The following is an 18,621-nucleotide window of genomic DNA, read 5'->3' as shown; positions in this document are numbered from 1 at the left end:
TGCGGTTCCGGACCTGTTTATCCGTACTGTTCCATTTCTATCAGTCATGCGCAGTCAGGACTAGTCGGCCTGTTTGCGGATGAAAGTCGGTACCTCGAAATCGTCATCATCATGGAAGATGAATTCTTCGCCGGAGTTGGCTGCAGCCTGTTTGGGCTGGCGCTGAACGTTTTCCTGGCTTCCGGATGCTTCTGTCGGTTTATTTGCTCCGTGACGCAGGTATGCGGGAATGGAACGGTCTTCCTCTGCATGTGAGCTGCCGAGCTGGTGTATGGAGGTCACAGTCTCTTTCTGTCTGGGAGCCATCCCGCGCGGGGTTATGGTAGCAGCACGCTGCGGCTGGGGCTGTGCGTCCATTGTCGGGGCAACAGCCTGATCGTGCGCGTTTTCAATTCCGGTTGCGATTACGGTGATGCGCATTTCATCGCCCACTTCGGGGTCGAAAACGGTCCCGAAGAATATCTGTGCGTCTTCGTGGGCTTCTTCGTGTACAATGTTTGCCGCTTCGCTGACTTCGTCGATGGTCATGTCCGGGGAGCAGGTGATGTTGATGAGTACGCCTTTGGCACCTTCAATGGAAACGTCTTCAAGCAGCGGGCTGGTGATGGCCTTCATGGCTGCTTCGCGTGCCCTGTTTTCACCGCGGGCTATGCCGGTACCCATGAGTGCGAGTCCGGAGTTGGACATAACCGCCTGGACGTCGGCAAAGTCGAGGTTGATCAGGCCGTGTACGGTGATCAGGTCTGCGATGCCTTTTACGCCGTAGTAGAGTACTTCATCGGCCTTTTTGAGCATTTCGGAGAATGCGGCTTTTTTGGCTGCGAGCTGGAGCAGACGGTCGTTGGGAATGGTGATGATAGCGTCAACAACACTCTTGAGTTCCTCAATTCCCTTTTCCGCCTGCAGGAGTCTGCGCTTGCCTTCGAAATAAAAAGGTTTGGTGACGACTGCAACAGTAAGTGCTCCGGCTTCCTTGGCTATGCCTGCGATGACCGGTGCGGCGCCTGTTCCGGTTCCGCCGCCCATACCGGCGGTTACGAATACCATATCGCTGTCGCTGACCAGTTCACGAATAACTTCCTGCGATTCAAGAGCTGCGTTTTTACCCACATCCGGGTTTGCGCCTGCTCCGAGACCTTTGGTGAGTTTGTCGCCGAGCTGGATTTTGTATTCCGCCAGAGACTTGCTGATGTCCTGTGCATCGGTGTTGGCGGCGATGAAACGCACGCCTGTAAGAGCGGACTGGATCATGTTGTTGATAGCGTTACCGCCGCCACCTCCGCAGCCGATAACCTTGATCCTGGCCTGACCGTCACCTTCGATTTCCATGTAATCCATCATCATTTCAGTTTCCCCTGTTTTTACAATCCTAGTGGTTTGATTCTTCCCGGCTGATCGACCCGGGAAAGCCATCACCGCACCGGCCTTACAATCAGGCTATGTCGGTGAACCATTTGCGCATCCTGCCCAGAATGCGGTTGAAAACGTTTTCGTCGCGGATGCGGAAAACCTGCTCGGAGCCGCCTTCCTTTTCCGCGCCGTACATGAGCAGCCCTACCGCGGTAGCGAATTTGGGGCTGTTTACAACATCTTTGAGTCCACCGATGCCCGCGGGATAACCGATGCGGACCGGCAGGTCGAAAATCTGTTCCGCAAGTTCCTGCATTCCGTCCACAAGCGAGGTTCCGCCTGTGAGCACAACGCCGGCAGCGATCATGTTCTTGTATCCGCTGCGCACCAGTTCCTGATCAACCAGGGCCAGTATTTCCTCGCAACGCGGTTCGCATATTTCCGCAAGCACCCGTTTGGACATCTTGCGGTGGTCGCGGCCGCCGACGGAAGGAACTTCAATTGTCTCGTCCGTGGTAACAAGGTCGGTAAGCGCGGTTCCGTATTTAACCTTGATCTGCTCGGCGGAGCCCATTGGGGTTCTCAGGCCGAAAGCGATATCGTTGGTCAGATTGTTTCCGCCCAGTGCGATGACCGAGGTGTGCTTGATGGAGTCGTTGGCGAAAATAGCCAGATCGGTGGTTCCCCCGCCGATATCCACAATGGCGACTCCGATTTCCCTTTCCTCTTCGGAAAGGACAGCCTTGCTGGAAGCCAATGATTCGAGAACGATGTCCGAAACGTCGAGGCCCGAGCGGTGGCAGGAGCGGATGATGTTCTGGGCCGAAGTAACCGCTCCGGTAACGATGTGCACCTTGACTTCAAGACGCACGCCCGCCATGCCCAGAGGATCTGCGATGCCCCGCTGATCATCCACGATGTATTCCTGCGGCAGGGTGTGGATCACTTCCCTGTCCAGCGGTATGGCCACTGCTTTGGCCGCATCGATAACCCTGTCCACATCCTTCTGGGTCACTTCACCGCCCTTAACGGCAATGACCCCGTGGCTGTTGAACCCCTTGATGTGGCTGCCGGCGATTCCGGCGTAAACGGAGCGGATTTCGCATCCGGCCATCAGTTCGGCTTCTTCAAGAGCCTTTTTGATGGACTGCACCGTCTGCTCGATATTGACGACCACTCCCTTGCGCAGTCCTGTGGATGGGGCGGTGCCGATGCCGACAATGTCTACCCCGTCCGCAGTCGGTTCCCCTACCACTGCGCAGATCTTTGTGGTGCCCACATCGAGGCCGACGATCAGATCAGACTTGGACATAATTTTTTCTCCTCATCACCTTGATAGATTGGGGATATTGCCTATTGCGGCGATCCATTTCCCGGAGTGCGTTTTTCAACCCAGACTCTGCCGTTTCCGGTGGATATGGCCGCCACATCCCTGAACTCTCCCCTGTTTTTGAGGTCATTCCAGACTGTGTTCAGGTGTGAAAGCTGTTCTTGCCAGTTGTCCAGCCCCAACAGGACCTTCAGATTGAGGCTGTCCATAAAAATTTCCATCCTGTTGCCGCCCTTGATGTCTATCCAGGCGATCTGTCCGGCGTCGAAGGGCAGTTCCCTTCTCCCCAGCCTGCCCATGAATTCAGGCAGGATGGCCGCCTTGTCCATGGCATCGGAGTCAATGTTCAGATACGGCAGGGAAGTGAATTTCCCCGGAGCAACCGGTGCAATCAGTCCGCCCCTGCTGTCGCAGTAGTAGAGCTTGTCGTCCTGCCGGACCATGAAGCTCGGGACCTTTTCATGCACTATGATGTGCAGCTTGCCCGGAAGCTGTCTTTTCACGGTTGCCGAGTCTATCCACAGGTTGCCGCTCAGCCTGTTTTCAACTTCGCCTATGTTGACGTCCAGGCTGTTCCTGTTCAGGTTCACATCCGCGATGGACAGGATTTCTCCGTAAGTCAGCCTGTGGTTGCCGCTGACCTTGATGTCCTGCAGCGAAAAATAAGGGTGCGTGGTCATCCAGCGGTACCCGGCCAGGCAGCCCAGTCCCACTACGGCGAGCACAAGCAGACAGGCACCGGAAATGCACACCTTGCGCATAACGGTCAGCATGATATCCGCAGCCGAGAAAGACGCGCTTCTGCTCTTTTTGGCCTTGTTCTTGGCTTTCCGGGCTTTTCCCGTTTTGCTCAGGGTCAGTCTGGTTTTCTTTATACCGGCAACACTCATGGCAGAATTATAACCTCCGGATTTAAAGTTATTCCCGACCTTTCGGCTACGGTTTCGCGAGCCAGATCCATAAGCTCCAACGCCTGGGCTGCGTTTCCGCCCCCCGTGTTGACCAGAAAATTTGCATGCATTTCCGAAAAAGCCATTCCGCCCAGCCTGCGTCCCCGGAATCCGGCTTCATCAAGCAGCTTGCCGGCGCTGAATCCTTCCGGATTTTTAAAGACGCACCCGGCGGATTTTTCGGTGACCGGTTGTGTGGCCTTCTTTTTCGAGAAAGTTTCTTTTACCGCAGTCCGAACTTTTTCCTCACTTGATGGGAAGAGCCTGAGTTCCGCTTCCCATACCAGAGTGAATTCTCCGGTACGGGCATCAAAGTGCCGGTATCCCCAGTCCATTTCAGATGCGTTTTTCCAGAAAAGCCCCTTGCCCGGAGTCCAGAGCCGGACCCGTTTTACAGTGCCGGATATCTCCGTTCCATATGAACCGGCGTTCATTGCGATTGCGCCGCCGACGGAACCGGGAATTCCGGCCAGACCTTCCATTCCGGAAAGGCCCATTTTGATCAGCACGGAAAGGAGTCCGGGCAGCCTGATGTCTGCCGGAGTCCGCACGATGTTTTCAGAGACCGTGACCCCGGCCCTTCTTGACCGGCGGATCTGAATCAGCGCCAGATTGAGCTCTCCGTCTCCGGCAAGCATGTTGCTTCCTTCACCTATGGCAATGACTTCCGGTCCTTCCTTTTCTATAAAGCGGGCCAGTTCATCCAGTCCGTTTTCATCTCCTACTCTGGCAAGCACGCGGGCTTTTCCCCCTATGCCGAGAGAGGTGAGTGCGGACATGTCCGGTTTATGAAGCAGTTCGAGGCTCATGTCTTATCCGTTGAACGGTGTGCAGCCGTCGCTGATTTTGCAGTCGCAACCCTGTTCTTCAAGGTAGCTCAGGTAGTTTTCGCCGATTTTATATATTGATCCCGCACCCTGGGTGATAAACAGGTCGCCCGGTTTGAGGATGTTGGGCAGTTCGTTTTCCAGCACTTCGAAGTCCGGGTAAAAACGGACTTTGGTGGAGCTGACCTGACGGATGCCCTGTGCCAGCGACATGCCGTTCACACCCGGAATCGGTGATTCCGAAGCTGGGTATATTTCGGTCAGCAGCAGTTCATCGCACTTTTCAAAGGTTTTGCAGAACTCCCCGAACAGCGCCTGTGTTCTGGTGAACCGGTGCGGCTGGAAGGCCACGACCAGTCTGCGGTTGGGAAAGCACGATTTAGCCGTTTCAATAGTGGCCATGATTTCTGCAGGATGGTGTCCGTAGTCGTCCACCACCAGCACTCCCTTGCATTCGCCTTTCTTTTCGAAACGGCGCCCGACACCCATGAAATTCGATAGCCCGGAAAGAATGGCCTGACGGTCCAGCCCTGCTTCAAGGGCCACGCCGATGGCTCCAAGCGCGTTGAGCACATTGTGCTTGCCCGGCTGTGCCAGAGAGACTTCCCCGAGCAGTTCGTCATCCAGAAATACTTTGAACAGGGAACGGACTTCGCAGGAGAGTATTTCCGCCCGCAACCGGTTTTCCTTACCCAGCCCGTAGGTCATGCACGGTCTTTTGATGGTCGGCAGCAGTCTTTTCACTCCGGGATCATCACCGCAGACCACGTTCATTCCGTAAAAGGGAATTCCGTTCATGAACGTGCGAAAGGATTCGTCAATGGCGTCCTGATCGGCGTAGAAATCCATATGGTCCCTGTCCACGTTCGTCACCACGGTAATGATCGGGGACAGGCAGAGGAAGGAGCCGTCAGATTCATCTGCTTCAGCAATCAGGTACTGGCCGTCGCCAAGGCGGGCGTTGCTGCCGAAGGTGTTCAGCCTTCCGCCGATGATGACCGTTGGATCGAGCCCGGCTTCCGTGAAAATTGTTGCCAGCAGCGAGGTTGTAGTCGTTTTTCCATGGGTTCCGGCCACGGCTATGCCGGTGCGCAGCCGCATGAGTTCGGCCAGCATTTCCGCTCTGGGAATGACCGGGATACCCAGTTCGCGGGCGCGGACGAGTTCCGGGTTGTCGTTGGATATGGCTGTGGATTTGACCACCACATCAGCATTGCTGACATTGTCTGCTCCATGGCCGATGTATACCTGCGCACCCATTTTGAGCAGCCGCTTGACCGGTGCTCCGGCAGCAAGGTCTGAACCGGTCACGGTAAAGCCCATGTTGATCAGCACCTCGGCAATGCCGCTCATTCCCGAGCCGCCGATTCCGATCATATGAATGTTGCCCACTCTGCTGCGCATAATGGGACAGGCCGCATCCGTTACCAGGGGTACACTCGGTCCTTCAGCTGCAATCATGCCTTACCTCTCACTCTTCTCGTGCAAATAATACTTTCAATGCCGTCCGCTATGGCGGAGGCCGCGTCAGGCCGGGCAAAGGACAGGGCTTTTTCCCCCATGCTTTTCAAGCCGTCCTGATCGGAAATCAGTTCAATTATCGTTTCGGCCAGTTTGTTCCCGTCGAGGTCTTTCTGGGGGATCAGAACTGCCGCTCCTGTTTCTGCCAGACTGGCGGCGTTGCCGGTCTGGTGGTCATGGGTGGCCTGCGGAAAGGGGATGAATACTGCCGGTTTTCCCGCTGCCGCCACCTCGAATACAGTGGAGGCTCCGGCCCGGCAGACCACAAGCTGCGCCCGTGAATATGCCGCCGCCATGTCGTGAATGAACGGGGAGACCCTTTGTGCGTCCATTCCAATGTTTTCGTATGCCGTGCGGACTGTTTCGAAATCCGCCTTTCCGGTCTGGTGGGTCAGGCTGATTCCAGCGTCTTTCAGGGGCGGCAGCGCGGCGCAGACAGCTTCGTTTATGGCTCTGGCGCCCTGACTGCCTCCGAAAACCAGCACAGCCTTATCGCAGCTTTTGTTTTTCGCGGACATGATTTCCCGGCGTACCGGGTTGCCCGTAACAACGACCTTGGAGGCCGGAAACATCTGTTTCGTGTCCGCGAACGAGGTGAAAATTCTTTTTACCATCCTGCCGAGGATGCGGTTGGTCACTCCCGGCACGCTGTTCTGTTCGTGTATGGCTGTTGGTACTCCAAGCAGCCGTCCGGCCAGTACCGGGCAGAATCCGGCGTATCCGCCGAACCCGATTATCGCTTCGGGTTTGAATCCTGAAATTTCTTTTGCTGCCAGCAGCAGGGCCCGCACAATCCAGAACGCACCGAGAAATTTTTTGATCCCGCCGCCGATGACTCCCTTTGCCGGGAGCCCCTTGAAGGGAATGCCCGCGCGTTCGACCATTTCGCGCTCAGCACCCTGTCCGCCGAGGAACAGGATTTCGCATTCCGGGAAACGGGTTCTTATCTCTTCGGCCACGGACAGGGCCGGAAATACGTGTCCGCCGGTTCCGCCGGTGGTCAGTATCACGCGCCCGATCATACTTTCCCCCTGGACAGGTTGAGCAGTATGCCGATGCAGGTGCACGAAATGAGCAGGCTTGATCCGCCATAGCTGACAAAAGGCATGGGAACGCCCTTGGGAGGCACGGTACCCATGACCACTGCCAGATTGAGCACGAACCCGAGGGCCAGCATGATGGTCAGTCCGTATGCGGTGAATCTGTCCTGCAGGTTTTCCTGCGCCAGGGCGATCTTGAAGCCGCGCCAGACCAGAAAGCCTACTACCAGAAACACTGCGAGCACTCCGAGGAATCCCAGTTCTTCACCTACCACGGCCATGATGAAGTCGTTGTGCGCTTCCGGGAGAAAGAACAGTTTCTGTTTCCCGGCACCGAGGCCCTGCCCGAAAATATTTCCGGATCCGAAGGCGTAGAGGGACTGCACCAGCTGATACCCTTCCTCATGCGCGGACTTGAACGGATCGATGAAGGCGGTCATGCGTTTGAGTCTGTACGGGGAGCTTGTGATAAGCATGTAACCGGCCCCGCCCGCGAAAATGAGCGAGGTGAGCAGGTAGCTTATCCTTGTGCCGCCGACAAGGCTCATGAAGAAAAGGATCATGCACAGGAATACCGAACCGCCGAAATCCGGCTGCATCATCAGCAGCAGGCAGAGTGCTCCGGTAATGGCGAACGGAGGCAGAAATCCCACACTGAAGGTCTTGATCAGGTCCTGCTTGCGTGAAAAAAAGTAGGCCAGGTAAAGCACCAGCGCCGGTTTGCAGAATTCAAGTGGTTGTATGCGGATAGGCCCGAGCGCAATCCAGCGGGTCGCGCCGCCGGCGGCAACAGAAAGGGGTGTGAAATCGCAGAGCAGCAGCAGACAGAACGCACCCATGAGCCAGACGTAGACCATGTTGTAGAATACCGCTCTGGGAATCCGGGAACTGACGTACATCATGAATATCCCGGCCACCAGAAAGAGTCCCTGTTTCTTGAAGAAAAGGTATTTATCCCCGAAGAAACGTTCGGCCATGATGCCGCTGGCGGAGAGCACCATCATCAGCCCGAAACAGCCCAGAAGGAGTGCCGCGCCGAGCAGCCAGTAGTCCGGACGTTCCGGTTTGCCGGAGAGGTCTTTCTTCTTGTTCAAGACAGTTCCTCCATGATCCTTTTGAAATCGTCGCCTCTTGCCGCGTAGCCTTTGTAGGCATCAAAGCTTGCCGTGCCGGGTGAAAGCAGAATTGTATCTCCCGGATTGGAACCTGCGAAAAGGGTGCGTACTGCCTTTTCGAGGTTCTCATGCCATGAAATTTTGAAATCATCCTTCAACGCGGGTTCAAAATGTTCCCGGCCTGCTCCGAAAAGGGCCACCTCGGCAACTCGGTCCCGCATCACCGGGATGAGTTCCCGCACATCGCCGCCTTTGAACACTCCGCCGAGAAGCAGCCGTACCGGACCTTTGAACGTTGTCAGCGCCGCGCGCACTGCATCCAGATTGGTGCCCTTGGAATCGTCGATGAAGCGCACTCCGTTCACACTGCCTATCTCTTCAATGCGGTGCGGTTTTCCTCGGAAGGTCTTCAGCCCGGCTTCGAATTCACTCCGGCTGAGCCCTATTTTTTCCAGAGCCAGCCAGGCCGCTTCCACATTGAGGCGGTTGTGCGCTCCCGGCAGGTTGGGCTGTTCCGGAAAAGCCGTTCCGTCAAACCATTTGACTTCGGCGCGGGTAAATTCGGACGGGTTCAGTTCGTCACGCATATCCGCAGGCAGTATGGCGAGTTCTTCCCTGCTCTGGCGTTCGAAAATCTTGAGCTTGGCAGCGAGGTATTCAGCCATGTCCTCGTGGTAGTCCAGGTGGTTGGCGGAAACGTTGAGCAGTATGGCTGCCTGAGGACGGAACAGACGACAGTTCTGGAGCTGGAAACTGGATACTTCAAGTACCAGCACATCGGCCCGTTCCTGGCCAACGATGTATTCGGAAAGAGGGGTGCCGTAGTTGGCCCCTGCGAAAACCGTGCGCCCGGATTCCTTGAGTATGTGCTCTATCAGGGCCGTGGTTGTGGTCTTTCCGTTCGTCCCGGTTATGGCGATCTTGGGTTCGTCCGCAAACCATACGGCCAGTTCCAGTTCGGAGATGATTTTGCGTTCGGGCAGATCTCCGGTGTAGGGCAGAATCTTGCGTACGGGCACTCCGGGGCTGAGCACGATAACGTCCGCTCCGGCGAACTGTGCTTCACAGAACGGTCCGGTCATAAGCTGCGCATTAGGCCCGAGTCCTTCAAGCACATCCGCAGTCAGGTTTTCATTGGCATCCACAATGCGCACGGTTGCTCCCAGTCTGTGCAGCAGCTTTGCGGCTGCAAGTCCGGAGCGTCCGGCCCCGGCGACTATTGCCAGACGGTCGGTGAACATGCGGGTCGAGGTGACCAGTTTTACGAATGCGCTATCCATGAAATCCTTACCTGATTTTAAGCGTGCTCAAGGCCATCAGGGCCATCAGAATCGAGATTATCCAGAACCGGATCACTATCTTGGATTCCGACACTCCCTTTTCCTGATAGTGGTGGTGCAGGGGAGCCATACGGAAAATCCGCTTTCCGCCGCTGACCTTGAAATATCCGACCTGCATGATTACGGACACGGTTTCAAACACGAAAACACCGCCCACGATTACCAGCAGGAGTTCCTGCTTGCAGAGTACCGCTATGAACCCGAGAACCCCGCCGATACTCAGCGAACCCACATCGCCCATGAAAATCTGGGCAGGGTAGGCGTTGTACCAGAGAAATCCAAGACCCGCTCCCACCAGGGCGCCACAGAACACGGTCACTTCTCCCACTCCGGGAACGTGCGGCACATTGAGGTAACCGGCTATGCCTGCGTGGCCTGCAATATAAATGAAAAATGCGTAACAGGTTGAACTGGTTATGGTCGGCCCGATTGCCAGCCCGTCCAGCCCGTCGGTCAGGTTTACTCCGTTGGAGGCCCCGATCATGACCAGCAGTGCGAACGGCAGGTAGAACCAGCCCAGATTCGGGGTGAAATTTTTGAAGAATGGAACAGCCAGTTCCGTGGAGTACGCTGGCTGCATGATCAGCAGTCCCACAGCGGTTCCGGCTACGAGGAGCTGCCCGAAAAGTTTTGCCGAGGGTGAAATTCCCTTGTTTTGCTTGCGCCTGATTTTGGTGAAGTCGTCCACGAATCCGACCACACCGAATCCGGCGAAGACCAGCATGGTCAGCCAGACGTAAACGTTTGCCAGATCGGCCCAGAGCAGGGTGGAGACAATGACCCCGAACCCGATGAGCAGTCCGCCCATGGTGGGGGTTCCGGCCTTGCATTTGTGCTGTTCGGCAATTTCGTCCTGAATGTACTGGCCGCATTTGATCTTCTGCAGCCATTTCATCATGGCCGGGCCGAGCACAATAGTGATTACCAGCGCCGTGAGCAGGGCGTAGATGGACCTGAAGGTGATGTACCTGAACACGTTCAGCACACTGATCTGTGCGCTTAGTGGAACCAGGAAATGATAGATCACGCTTTGTCTCCTTCTGAGCTGCCGACTTCATTGTTGAGGGCCTTGAAATATTCTTCCATGCGGCATGATCTTGAGCCCTTGAAAAGGACCACCGCGTCACTCAAGCCGAGCGCGTGTATGCCGTTCATGAATTCTTCCGGACTGTTTACCGGAACAAGCGTGGAGCCGTTGGTGTTCGAGGCCACTTCGCTGTAATGGCTGCCATGGTAGAAAGTCGCTTCCGGCTCGATTTCGGCAATTTTGCTGCCCAGATCACAGTGGGCACAACCGGCTTCTTCACCGAGTTCCAGCATGTCTCCGAGTACCAGCACCAGCGGACGGTCTCCGGCTATGTTGCGGGCAGTCTCAATGGCCCGGTGCATGGAGAGCGGGTTGGCGTTGTACGAATCGTCAATGAGAGTCCATTCTCCGCAGGGATGGCAGTGGAACCGCTGTTTCGGCAATTCCACGGAGGCCAGTCGTGCGGCGATTTCGTCAAGCTCCATGCCCAGTTGGTGGGCGGCGCAGGTTACTGCTGCCGCGTTTTCAGCAAAGTGAGCTCCGCAGGTGGGCAGTATCACTTTGGCCTGCTCTTCGCCTGCCTTGATCAGAAATTCGCCGGAGCCGTTCGGGAGTGTGCGCAGCAGCGTGCTGTAGTAGGGCGCGGTTTCGTCCTGTGATGAGAACGGAACAGGGTCGGCAATGTCACAGGCAGCCTTCCAGAGCAGCTCATGATCCGAGCAGCAGAGGGCCTTTCCTTCAGGGCGCAGGTATTCAAAAATGGAGGCCTTGAATCTGGCCACGTTTTCCAGCGAGCCCAGACCTTCCAGATGGGCCGGTCCGATATTGTGAACCACGGCCATGTCCGGCAGGGCAACGGGACCCAGTTCCGCCATGTCTCCGGGAAGGCTGATCCCCAGTTCCATGACCCAGTAGGTTTCCTCGCCGGTTGCCTGAAGCATGGAGAGCGGCAGGCCGATCTGGTTGTTGAGATTCATGAAATTCTTGTGCACCGTGTGGGAGCCTGAAAGCACGTGGGCCAGCATTTCCTTCACGGTGGTCTTTCCTGCCGAACCGGTCACGGCGATCATTCTGGATTTGGATTTGAGTCTCCAGTAAGCGGCTGTTCTGCCAAGGGCCTGTACAGTGTCTCTGACCATTATGACCCGTCTGCCTTCCAGTTCCGGGAGGAGCCGGGAAACAACAACAGCCGCCGCTCCGGCATCAAGTGCCGCTGCGGCGAAATTGTGGCCGTCGAAGTTCTCTCCCTCAATGCAGAAAAAAACATCGTTCTTTTTCACCAGCCGGCTGTCAATGCGCACGGCGGCTATTTCGATGCTCTCGGCAGAGGGTGTCTCACTGCTCCCCAGGAGCTGTTCTTCCAGTTCGCGCAAGGTCAGTTTCAACCGTATATCTCCTTGATAGCCTTGGTTACTTCTTCGGCATCGGAGAAGTCCCGTTTTTTTGTTCCGATTATCTGGTATGTCTCGTGACCTTTTCCGGCCACCAGCAGCACATCGTCCCCGGTCATTTCTGCCACGGCCTTCCTGATTGCCGCCGCCCGGTCAACATCCTCGATAACCCTGTCGCAGCCGCGGATACCGGCACGTACATCATCAAGAATGCTCAGCGGATCTTCTGTGCGCGGGTTATCCGAGGTTAGCACGGCCACATCGGAATATCTGCAGGCCGCTTCGGCCATGAGCGGACGTTTGGTGCGGTCCCGGTCCCCGCCGCAGCCGAACACGGTGATCAACCTTTTGAACTCAAGGTCTCTCAGGGTGCGCAGTACATTTTCAAGGGCGTCCGGGGTATGTGCGTAATCCACGAAAATATTGAGTCCCTTGTTGTTGCGGACCCTTTCCAGCCTGCCCGGAGCGCCGTGGAAACCCTTGAAGACATCCATCTGTCCGGGAGTCAGTCCTAGGTGCAGGCCCACTGCCTGAGCGGCGAGCAGGTTGGAACCGTTGTGCCTGCCGATGAGATCGGACTCGATCTCCCATTTTTCAGCGCCTCTGCTTATGCGCAGGTGCAGACCGCTGCCGGTGCAGGAGATCATTTCTCCGCACAGGCTTTCGTTTCCTGCCGCACAGGCCGTATCCAGACCGAATCCTATGCTCGGTGAATAGCACTCCAGAAGACGCCTGCCGTATGGGTCGTCAAAATTTATTATTCCGCGTTTCAGGGCCTTGGGATAGTGGCTGAAAAGCAGACACTTGGCCTGGAAATAGCTTTCCATGTCGCCGTGGTAGTCGAGGTGGTCCTGAGTCACGTTGGTGATGACCGCCGCATCGAAATCCAATCCGGCAACGCGTTTCTGGTGCAGGGCATGGGATGAAACTTCCATGAGCGCTACCTCTACCCCGGCCTCGCCCATCCGGGAGAGCAGTTCGTGCAACTGCCAGCATCCGGGGGTTGTGAGCGGGGCTTCCTGCTCGAAACCCGGCCAGCGGTAGCTGACTGTTCCGATCACTCCGGTTTTAATTCCGGCGGAAGCAAGCAGATGTTCCACAAGGTAGGAGACTGTGGTCTTGCCGTTTGTGCCGGTTATTCCCACCAGTCTGATTTTGCCCGCCGCGGTGTTGAAATATGCTGCAGCCAGTTCCCCCAAAGCCTCGCGGGGATCGGGGTGAACGATAAGTTCCGCATTTCCGGTATCCGTTTCCGTTGCGCAGATGACGTAGGCCGCACCGTTTTCAACGGCCTGGGGGACGAAATCCTCCCCGTTCCGCACCGGGCCGGATATGGCCACGAAGACTTCGCCCTCGCACACGGCGCGGGAGTCTGTGCGGACCATCAGGCCGTTTGCGACCAGGTCCAGCAGTGCGTTCCATTTAATTTTGTCAAATGCCTTATTCATGTATAATCCGCCTGTACTCAGGATACCCAGAGAACCATTTCTGCGTTTTTTTCCTCGGGCCATTTAACTCCGGCTCCGGGAAGTTGTTTTGTCACCGTCATTCCGCTGCCCTTGATCTTGGGAACGAATCCTTTCTGGACCAGAATTTCGATTGCCCTGCGAATGGGCATGCCGGTCAGGTCCGGGACCGTGGCGCCGTTTGATTCCGAATGCAGAGGAGTTGCCCTTACGGCTTTCTTGGGCATTTCAGTGTATTCGGTTTCTCCGACAGCCATCAGCGGAGTCGGCTCCCTGCGCTCGGGCAGTTTGCCGTAATAGGCCAGCGTTTCGGTCATGACCTTCTTCACCGCCGGGGCGACAACCGTTCCTCCGTAATGGTTCGGTTTGGGGTCGTCCACCATCATGAAAATTATGTATTCCGGATTGTATCCCGGAACCATCGCCACGAAGGAAGCCAGATATTCAGTCCCGTATCCGCCTTTTCTGTTCGCTTTCTGGGCGGTCCCGGTTTTCCCGGCAACGGTAGTCCCGCTTATGCGGGCCTTTGTTCCCGTTCCGTCTTCCTGCACAACTTCGCGCATCATGGAGAGAACTTTTTCAGCCACTTCAGCTGAGAAAACCCTTTTGGGTTTTTCTTCCTCCATGTCGGGATATTTGACCAGATGCAGCGGTCTGCTCATTCCCTTGCCGGCAATAGCCAGATAGGCCTTGGCCATCTGCAGGGCGGTAACCCCGACTCCCTGTCCGAAGGAACCTGCTGCCAGATCTATCTCGTTCCACTTCGCCGCAGGTCGGATCATGCCGACTCTGTCTCCGGGCAGAGGCAGACCCGTTTTGCTCCCGAATCCCAGATCGCTGATGAATTTGTGATAGTTCTGCACACCCAGTTCCAGACCGATCTTGGCACATCCGATGTTGCTGGAATAGCGCATGATCTTGTGTACCGGCAGCCAACCTTCCTTATGCGTGTCCTTTATGTACTTTCCGTGCAGCTCCCAGCGTCCGTTTTCGCAGTCGAACAGCTTTTCCGGAGTCACCACTCCGTGCTGCAGGGCTGCTGCGATAAGGAAAGGTTTGAAGGTCGATCCCGGTTCCACAACGTCCAGCGCCGCACGGTTTCTCCAGATATCCGGAGAACTGGTGCGGAAAATATTGGGGTTGAATCTCGGACAGTTGGCCAGGGCCAGAATGTCTCCGGTGGCAACTTCCACTACTACGGCGGATCCCCATCTGCCTTCGTATTTCTTTACTGCTTCAGCCAGGGCGTTTTCAGTTATCGACTGGAGATGGGAATCTATGGTCAGGTGGATATCCTTGCCCCTGATGTCCATTTCCCGCCCCATGGCGTCCAGATAAAGCCTGCGCCCGGAGGCATCTCGCTGTACTACGAACTGGGCCTTGCGTCCTGCCAGCCTGCCGTCGAATTCCTTTTCAAGTCCTTCCAGTCCCTTGCCGTCTATTCCCGTGAATCCCAGCAACTGCCCGGCGAGATAATTGTTGGGATAGAGCCTGACGTATTCAGTAGTCAGATAAACTCCGGGCAGGTCCGCCTTCCTGATTTTGGCCGCCATGCGGTCGTTGATCTGGCGTTTGATCCAGATGAAATTTGATTTTCTGGAAAGTTTTTTTCTCAGCTTCGTCTGCGGTATTCCGAGTATGCGGGACAACTTTGCAGCGGTTCCGCCGACATCTTTGACTTTCACGGGACGGATATAGACCGAGGCGGCTTCCACACTGGTGGCCAGCAGATTTCCGTTGCGGTCATATATGGAACCGCGTTCGCCGCGTTCAAGCTCTGCGGCAAGATGCTGGCGGGAGGCCAGGCGCGAGAGGTCGCTTCCCATGAAAAGCTGCAGCCATGCAGCTCTGCCGAGAAGTCCTGCCCAGATAAGGGCGAAAAGGACCATGACGAAGAGCAGTTTATTTCTGCTCTGCTTCAGGCTTTCCTTTTTCCTCTTTCCCACTTCCAGCTCCCGCTGATGTTTTAAGGTTTCGCCGCTTCCCTAGGCCTCCTTATCTGGCCTTGCGATGCCGGTCCGAATCCGAATTGTTTAGCCAGTTCCCGCAGCCGCAGGGGTGAAAGCAGATTGTTTTTCTCCACTTCCAGCTTGGCGGCCAGCGCCTCCTGTTCATCCAGTCTTTTTTCCATTCTCCGCAGGTCGTAGGCCCGATCCACTCTTTCTATGTTGAACCAGACCGAAACCAGTCCCAGCAGCAGCGCCAGTCCCATGGTCAATGCCAGTGCTATGGCCATTCCCTTGGAGTCGCCTTTCATTTTAGGGCTCACCCGTTTTCGGCGGTCCTTTCCGCCACTCTCAGTTTTGCGCTGCGGCTGCGCGGGTTTGTTTCCATTTCTTCTTCTGTGGGCAGAACCGGTTTTCTGGTCAGAATTTCAAGTCGCTTGACCTTGCCGCAGGTGCAGACCGGCTGCATGGGCGGACAGTCGCAGGACTGGGAAGCAGCTTTGAAAGCCTTTTTCACGATTCTGTCTTCCAGAGAATGGAAGGATATGATCGCAATTCTTCCGCCCGGGCTGAGTCTGTCCGGAATCCTTTGCAGAAATGTCCGCAGTTCTTCCAGTTCCGAGTTCACCGCTATGCGCAAGCCCTGAAAGGTCTTGGTCGCCGGATGCGTCCGGGACAGTGCACGGCGTTTGGCCGGATAGGCCTTTTCCACAATTGCCGCCAGTTGCAGGGTGGTGGTGATTTTTTCCTTTTCCCTGGCAGCAATGATGGCCTTGGTTATCTTCGAGGCCAGCGGCTCCTCCCCGTACATTTTGATTATCCTGTTCAGGTCGGAGTATGATCCCTTGTTCACTATTGATGATGCTGGCGGCATTCCCCCGGCAGGGTCCATGCGCATGTCCAGGGGGCCGTCCTTTATGAAACTGAAGCCCCTTTCCGCCCGGTCCAGATGCAGGGATGAAACACCGAGATCCAGCACTGCGCCGTCTATGGTGTCCCATCCGAGTTCGTCCAGAGCGGCCTCGAATCTGCTGAAAGCAAGATGAAACCGATGAGCCCTTTCTCCGAAAGGCTCAAGGCGTGTCCCGGCCAGTTCAAGGGCCTGTTCATCACGATCCAGTCCCGCAAGCTGCGCGTCTTTTCCCGCAGCTTCCAGAATGGCGCTCGAATGTCCGGCCATGCCGAGAGTGCCGTCGAGATAGAGACCGCCCGGTTTAGGGGCCAGCCACTCAATGACTTCCTTCAGCAGAACCGATGTGTGAACCCTTTCGGGTCTGGTTTCCTTGCTTTCCATAATGTCCTGACACAAGCCGTTTTCAGTGTTTGAGGGAACTCCTGGGGGGAGCGGTAGTTAACTGTGACGGCTTGAAACATCAAGCTTAAAAATAAATAAACGAATGAATCTTGTAATGCGGGAAGGTAAAGCGTCTGCGCTAGAAGGGGAGTTCTACTCCGCATTCAGCCAGTTCAGCGGAAACATCGTCAAAATCCTGTTCAAGCAGGGCTTCGTATTCCCGCTTGTCCCAGATCTCGAATCTGTCTCCGACGCCGGCAAGAACCACGTCCTTGTCCAGCTTGCCGCTTTTCCTCAAATGGGAAGGGATGGTGATGCGTCCTTGTTTATCAAGGACAACTGCTTCTGAGCCTGAAATGATGATACGGATGAAATTTCTGAGCTGCCGGGTCGGATTTTTGATACCGGTCAGTTTTTCTTCAAGGATTGCCCAGTCCGGGGGAGTGAAACCAACGATGTTTCCCTCGAAAATAGTCAGGGTCACGCAACCGTCCGGAGAGTCCGCGTATACCTGATCGCGAAACTCCGGTGTGAGCATCAGTCTGCCTTTGGCATCCATGCTTCTGTGAGAGTGACCTCTGAATTTCATCTTTCCCACCTAGTCACACAGTTCTACCACCACTTCCCCCCGTCTCACCACCTGTGTTGTATAATGGGGAAAAAGTCAAGACCCCATCGGTAAATGGATGTGTACTTTCTGTTCCCTTTTTGTGAGGATTCGTGCGCGTTCAGAGCCCTAACAGCTTATATATGCAGAGGTTAGAAAAGCTGAAGAGTGCATGAAAAAGTATTTAGAAAATTTTTAAAAAAATAATTAAATAAATAATCCCGTGTCGGAGAGTCTTCACGTATCTGCATATGAATGCTATAGGCTGGGGAACACGGTGTTCCCATACTGACCTGAATCTGTTACGGAAGTGTCGTGTTTCCGGGTTACATCAACAGCCTCGCTCCTGTTCTGGACGGGGCGGGCATATCTTAAAGCTGTTTTATATCGGGGTGTGAACAAGTATGAGTGCAAAAGCCAGAATGGATGTCCCGGAGGGCCTGAACGAGGAATTCTACCAGATAAGCTCCGATATTCTTCAGAGCTTCAACAAGTTCAGACCTCCCTTGGATATTTTTATATTCAAGGAGGATGTCGGGCGGGTGGCCCCATATTACAAGGTTGGCGAGAGGCTGAGCAAGGAACGCATCGATATGCTTGCCGAACTCGTCAAGGAGGGGCTTATTTTTGTCTCCCGTAAAGACCATCCTGTATATGTCAAACACATTGCCTATCAGCTGGATCTTGTGCTTGTGGACAGGAACCTCAAGGAACGGGAGATAGCCGATATTTTTCTGGAAGCCCTGACCATGCGTCTGGGCGAATTCTTCGATCAGCCGGTTCCGGTGGTAAAGGAGAAGGTCTGGTCCGATCTGATGGTCCTGACGGAATACCTCTGGAATGATCCCTACCGCATAAAGGCCCTTGCCAGAAGACTGCACAAGGAGCACTCCCTTGCCAGGCACAGCGTCAACTGCGGAATTCTGGGATTGAATATGTTCATTCATCAGAAGTCCGATTCCTTTGCAAAGGGCGAGGTTACCCGCAACCATTTCAACAGATTGACTGCCGGGCTCTTCTTCCATGATCTGGGTATGACCAAGATTCCGATTTTCATCCGGGAGAAGCCCAAGCCTCTTACCACCGATGAGCGGTCCAAAATAGATAAACATCCCATGCTGGGATTTGAAATGCTCGGCAAGCTGGATTTGAAATACAAGGAAATAGAAGCCTGCGTCATGGAGCATCATGAGCGGTTGACCGGAAAGGGATATCCGCAAAAGAAATCGGGCAGGGACATAAGCAGCATAGGAAGACTGATCGCAGCGGTGGATTCCTATTGCGCCATGATAACAAAGCGTCCCAATGCCGAAGCCATTGATCCTAAAAAAGCCGCGGCATTGATTGCACAGGATAAAGGTTACGATCCTGAAATCACCCGAGGCATTCAGTCCTGGGCGCTGACTTTAAAGTAGCG

At 55.2% G+C, this 18,621-nt stretch carries 16 protein-coding genes; 1 reads left to right on the top strand and 15 read right to left on the bottom strand.

The genetic code is table 11. The annotated features are described in order from the left end of the window. Positions 1–60: 60 nt before the first annotated feature. The 15 genes from ftsZ to mraZ form a co-directional block, all read right to left on the bottom strand. A complete protein-coding gene (ftsZ, locus tag ACKU4E_RS09970; RefSeq protein ID WP_320172632.1) occupies positions 61–1,338 on the bottom strand; it encodes a cell division protein FtsZ in 1,278 nt (425 codons plus the stop codon). Between the two features lie 94 nt (positions 1,339–1,432). Continuing rightward, complete coding sequence (ftsA, locus tag ACKU4E_RS09965) at positions 1,433–2,662, bottom strand: cell division protein FtsA (protein ID WP_320170923.1); 1,230 nt, start codon at positions 2,660–2,662, stop codon at positions 1,433–1,435. A gap of 41 nt (positions 2,663–2,703) precedes the next feature. After that, positions 2,704–3,570 (bottom strand): FtsQ-type POTRA domain-containing protein, encoded by an 867-nt coding sequence (locus ACKU4E_RS09960; protein WP_320170922.1) that lies wholly within the window; start codon positions 3,568–3,570, stop codon positions 2,704–2,706. Beyond that, positions 3,567–4,439, bottom strand: a complete 873-nt coding sequence (gene murB, locus ACKU4E_RS09955; protein ID WP_320170921.1) for a UDP-N-acetylmuramate dehydrogenase — start codon at positions 4,437–4,439, stop codon at positions 3,567–3,569. The genes ACKU4E_RS09960 and murB overlap by 4 nt, the downstream gene beginning before the upstream one ends. A 3-nt stretch (positions 4,440–4,442) precedes the next feature. After that, positions 4,443–5,861 (bottom strand): UDP-N-acetylmuramate--L-alanine ligase, encoded by a 1,419-nt coding sequence (gene murC, locus ACKU4E_RS09950; protein WP_320172631.1) that lies wholly within the window; start codon positions 5,859–5,861, stop codon positions 4,443–4,445. A gap of 53 nt (positions 5,862–5,914) precedes the next feature. Continuing rightward, positions 5,915–6,997, bottom strand: coding sequence for an undecaprenyldiphospho-muramoylpentapeptide beta-N-acetylglucosaminyltransferase (murG, locus tag ACKU4E_RS09945; RefSeq protein ID WP_320172630.1), 1,083 nt, complete (start codon positions 6,995–6,997; stop codon positions 5,915–5,917). Continuing rightward, positions 6,997–8,112, bottom strand: a complete 1,116-nt coding sequence (gene ftsW / locus ACKU4E_RS09940; RefSeq protein ID WP_320170920.1) for a putative lipid II flippase FtsW — start codon at positions 8,110–8,112, stop codon at positions 6,997–6,999. Before ftsW ends, murG begins: the two co-directional genes overlap by 1 nt. Then, complete coding sequence (gene murD, locus ACKU4E_RS09935; RefSeq protein WP_320170919.1) at positions 8,109–9,413, bottom strand: UDP-N-acetylmuramoyl-L-alanine--D-glutamate ligase; 1,305 nt, start codon at positions 9,411–9,413, stop codon at positions 8,109–8,111. The genes ftsW and murD overlap by 4 nt, the downstream gene beginning before the upstream one ends. 7 nt (positions 9,414–9,420) lie before the next feature. After that, complete coding sequence (gene mraY / locus ACKU4E_RS09930; protein ID WP_320170918.1) at positions 9,421–10,500, bottom strand: phospho-N-acetylmuramoyl-pentapeptide-transferase; 1,080 nt, start codon at positions 10,498–10,500, stop codon at positions 9,421–9,423. Continuing rightward, complete coding sequence (gene murF, locus ACKU4E_RS09925) at positions 10,497–11,885, bottom strand: UDP-N-acetylmuramoyl-tripeptide--D-alanyl-D-alanine ligase (protein ID WP_320170917.1); 1,389 nt, start codon at positions 11,883–11,885, stop codon at positions 10,497–10,499. Before murF ends, mraY begins: the two co-directional genes overlap by 4 nt. Beyond that, a complete protein-coding gene (locus tag ACKU4E_RS09920) occupies positions 11,882–13,339 on the bottom strand; it encodes a UDP-N-acetylmuramoyl-L-alanyl-D-glutamate--2,6-diaminopimelate ligase (RefSeq protein ID WP_320170916.1) in 1,458 nt (485 codons plus the stop codon). The genes murF and ACKU4E_RS09920 overlap by 4 nt, the downstream gene beginning before the upstream one ends. Positions 13,340–13,356: 17 nt before the next feature. Beyond that, complete coding sequence (locus ACKU4E_RS09915; RefSeq protein WP_320170915.1) at positions 13,357–15,303, bottom strand: penicillin-binding transpeptidase domain-containing protein; 1,947 nt, start codon at positions 15,301–15,303, stop codon at positions 13,357–13,359. Between the two features lie 20 nt (positions 15,304–15,323). Further along, positions 15,324–15,626: a hypothetical protein gene (locus ACKU4E_RS09910; protein WP_320170914.1), complete on the bottom strand. Its 303-nt coding sequence runs from the start codon at positions 15,624–15,626 to the stop codon at positions 15,324–15,326. Continuing rightward, positions 15,623–16,597: a 16S rRNA (cytosine(1402)-N(4))-methyltransferase RsmH gene (gene rsmH, locus ACKU4E_RS09905; RefSeq protein WP_320170913.1), complete on the bottom strand. Its 975-nt coding sequence runs from the start codon at positions 16,595–16,597 to the stop codon at positions 15,623–15,625. The genes ACKU4E_RS09910 and rsmH overlap by 4 nt, the downstream gene beginning before the upstream one ends. Before the next feature lie 139 nt (positions 16,598–16,736). Then, entirely contained in the window at positions 16,737–17,186 is a 450-nt protein-coding gene (mraZ, locus tag ACKU4E_RS09900) for a division/cell wall cluster transcriptional repressor MraZ (RefSeq protein WP_320170912.1), read from the bottom strand. Between the two features lie 422 nt (positions 17,187–17,608). On the opposite strand from mraZ, the gene ACKU4E_RS09895 reads away from it, so the two are divergent. Beyond that, on the top strand, positions 17,609–18,619 hold the full coding sequence (locus ACKU4E_RS09895) for an HD domain-containing phosphohydrolase (RefSeq protein WP_320170911.1): 1,011 nt from the start codon (positions 17,609–17,611) through the stop codon (positions 18,617–18,619). Positions 18,620–18,621: the final 2 nt, after the last annotated feature.

Origin of the sequence: Maridesulfovibrio sp., from assembly GCF_963677005.1 — a bacterium.
In the GTDB taxonomy this organism is placed as follows: domain Bacteria; phylum Desulfobacterota; class Desulfovibrionia; order Desulfovibrionales; family Desulfovibrionaceae; genus Maridesulfovibrio.
The sequence above is the reverse complement of the archived record's forward strand: the minus strand, read 5'-3'. Positions and strand labels throughout refer to the sequence as shown.

Bases quoted from the DNA above. Each gene is read 5' to 3' on its own strand.
- ftsZ (WP_320172632.1), bottom strand. From the start codon at position 1,338: ATGGATTACATGGAAATCGAAGGTGACGGTCAGGCCAGGATCAAGGTT.
- ftsA (WP_320170923.1), bottom strand. From the start codon at position 2,662: ATGTCCAAGTCTGATCTGATCGTCGGCCTCGATGTGGGCACCACAAAG.
- ACKU4E_RS09960 (WP_320170922.1), bottom strand. From the start codon at position 3,570: ATGAGTGTTGCCGGTATAAAGAAAACCAGACTGACCCTGAGCAAAACG.
- murB (WP_320170921.1), bottom strand. From the start codon at position 4,439: ATGAGCCTCGAACTGCTTCATAAACCGGACATGTCCGCACTCACCTCT.
- murC (WP_320172631.1), bottom strand. From the start codon at position 5,861: ATGCGCAGCAGAGTGGGCAACATTCATATGATCGGAATCGGCGGCTCG.
- murD (WP_320170919.1), bottom strand. From the start codon at position 9,413: ATGGATAGCGCATTCGTAAAACTGGTCACCTCGACCCGCATGTTCACC.
- ACKU4E_RS09920 (WP_320170916.1), bottom strand. From the start codon at position 13,339: ATGAATAAGGCATTTGACAAAATTAAATGGAACGCACTGCTGGACCTG.
- rsmH (WP_320170913.1), bottom strand. From the start codon at position 16,597: ATGGAAAGCAAGGAAACCAGACCCGAAAGGGTTCACACATCGGTTCTG.
- mraZ (WP_320170912.1), bottom strand. From the start codon at position 17,186: ATGAAATTCAGAGGTCACTCTCACAGAAGCATGGATGCCAAAGGCAGA.
- ACKU4E_RS09895 (WP_320170911.1), top strand. From the start codon at position 17,609: ATGAGTGCAAAAGCCAGAATGGATGTCCCGGAGGGCCTGAACGAGGAA.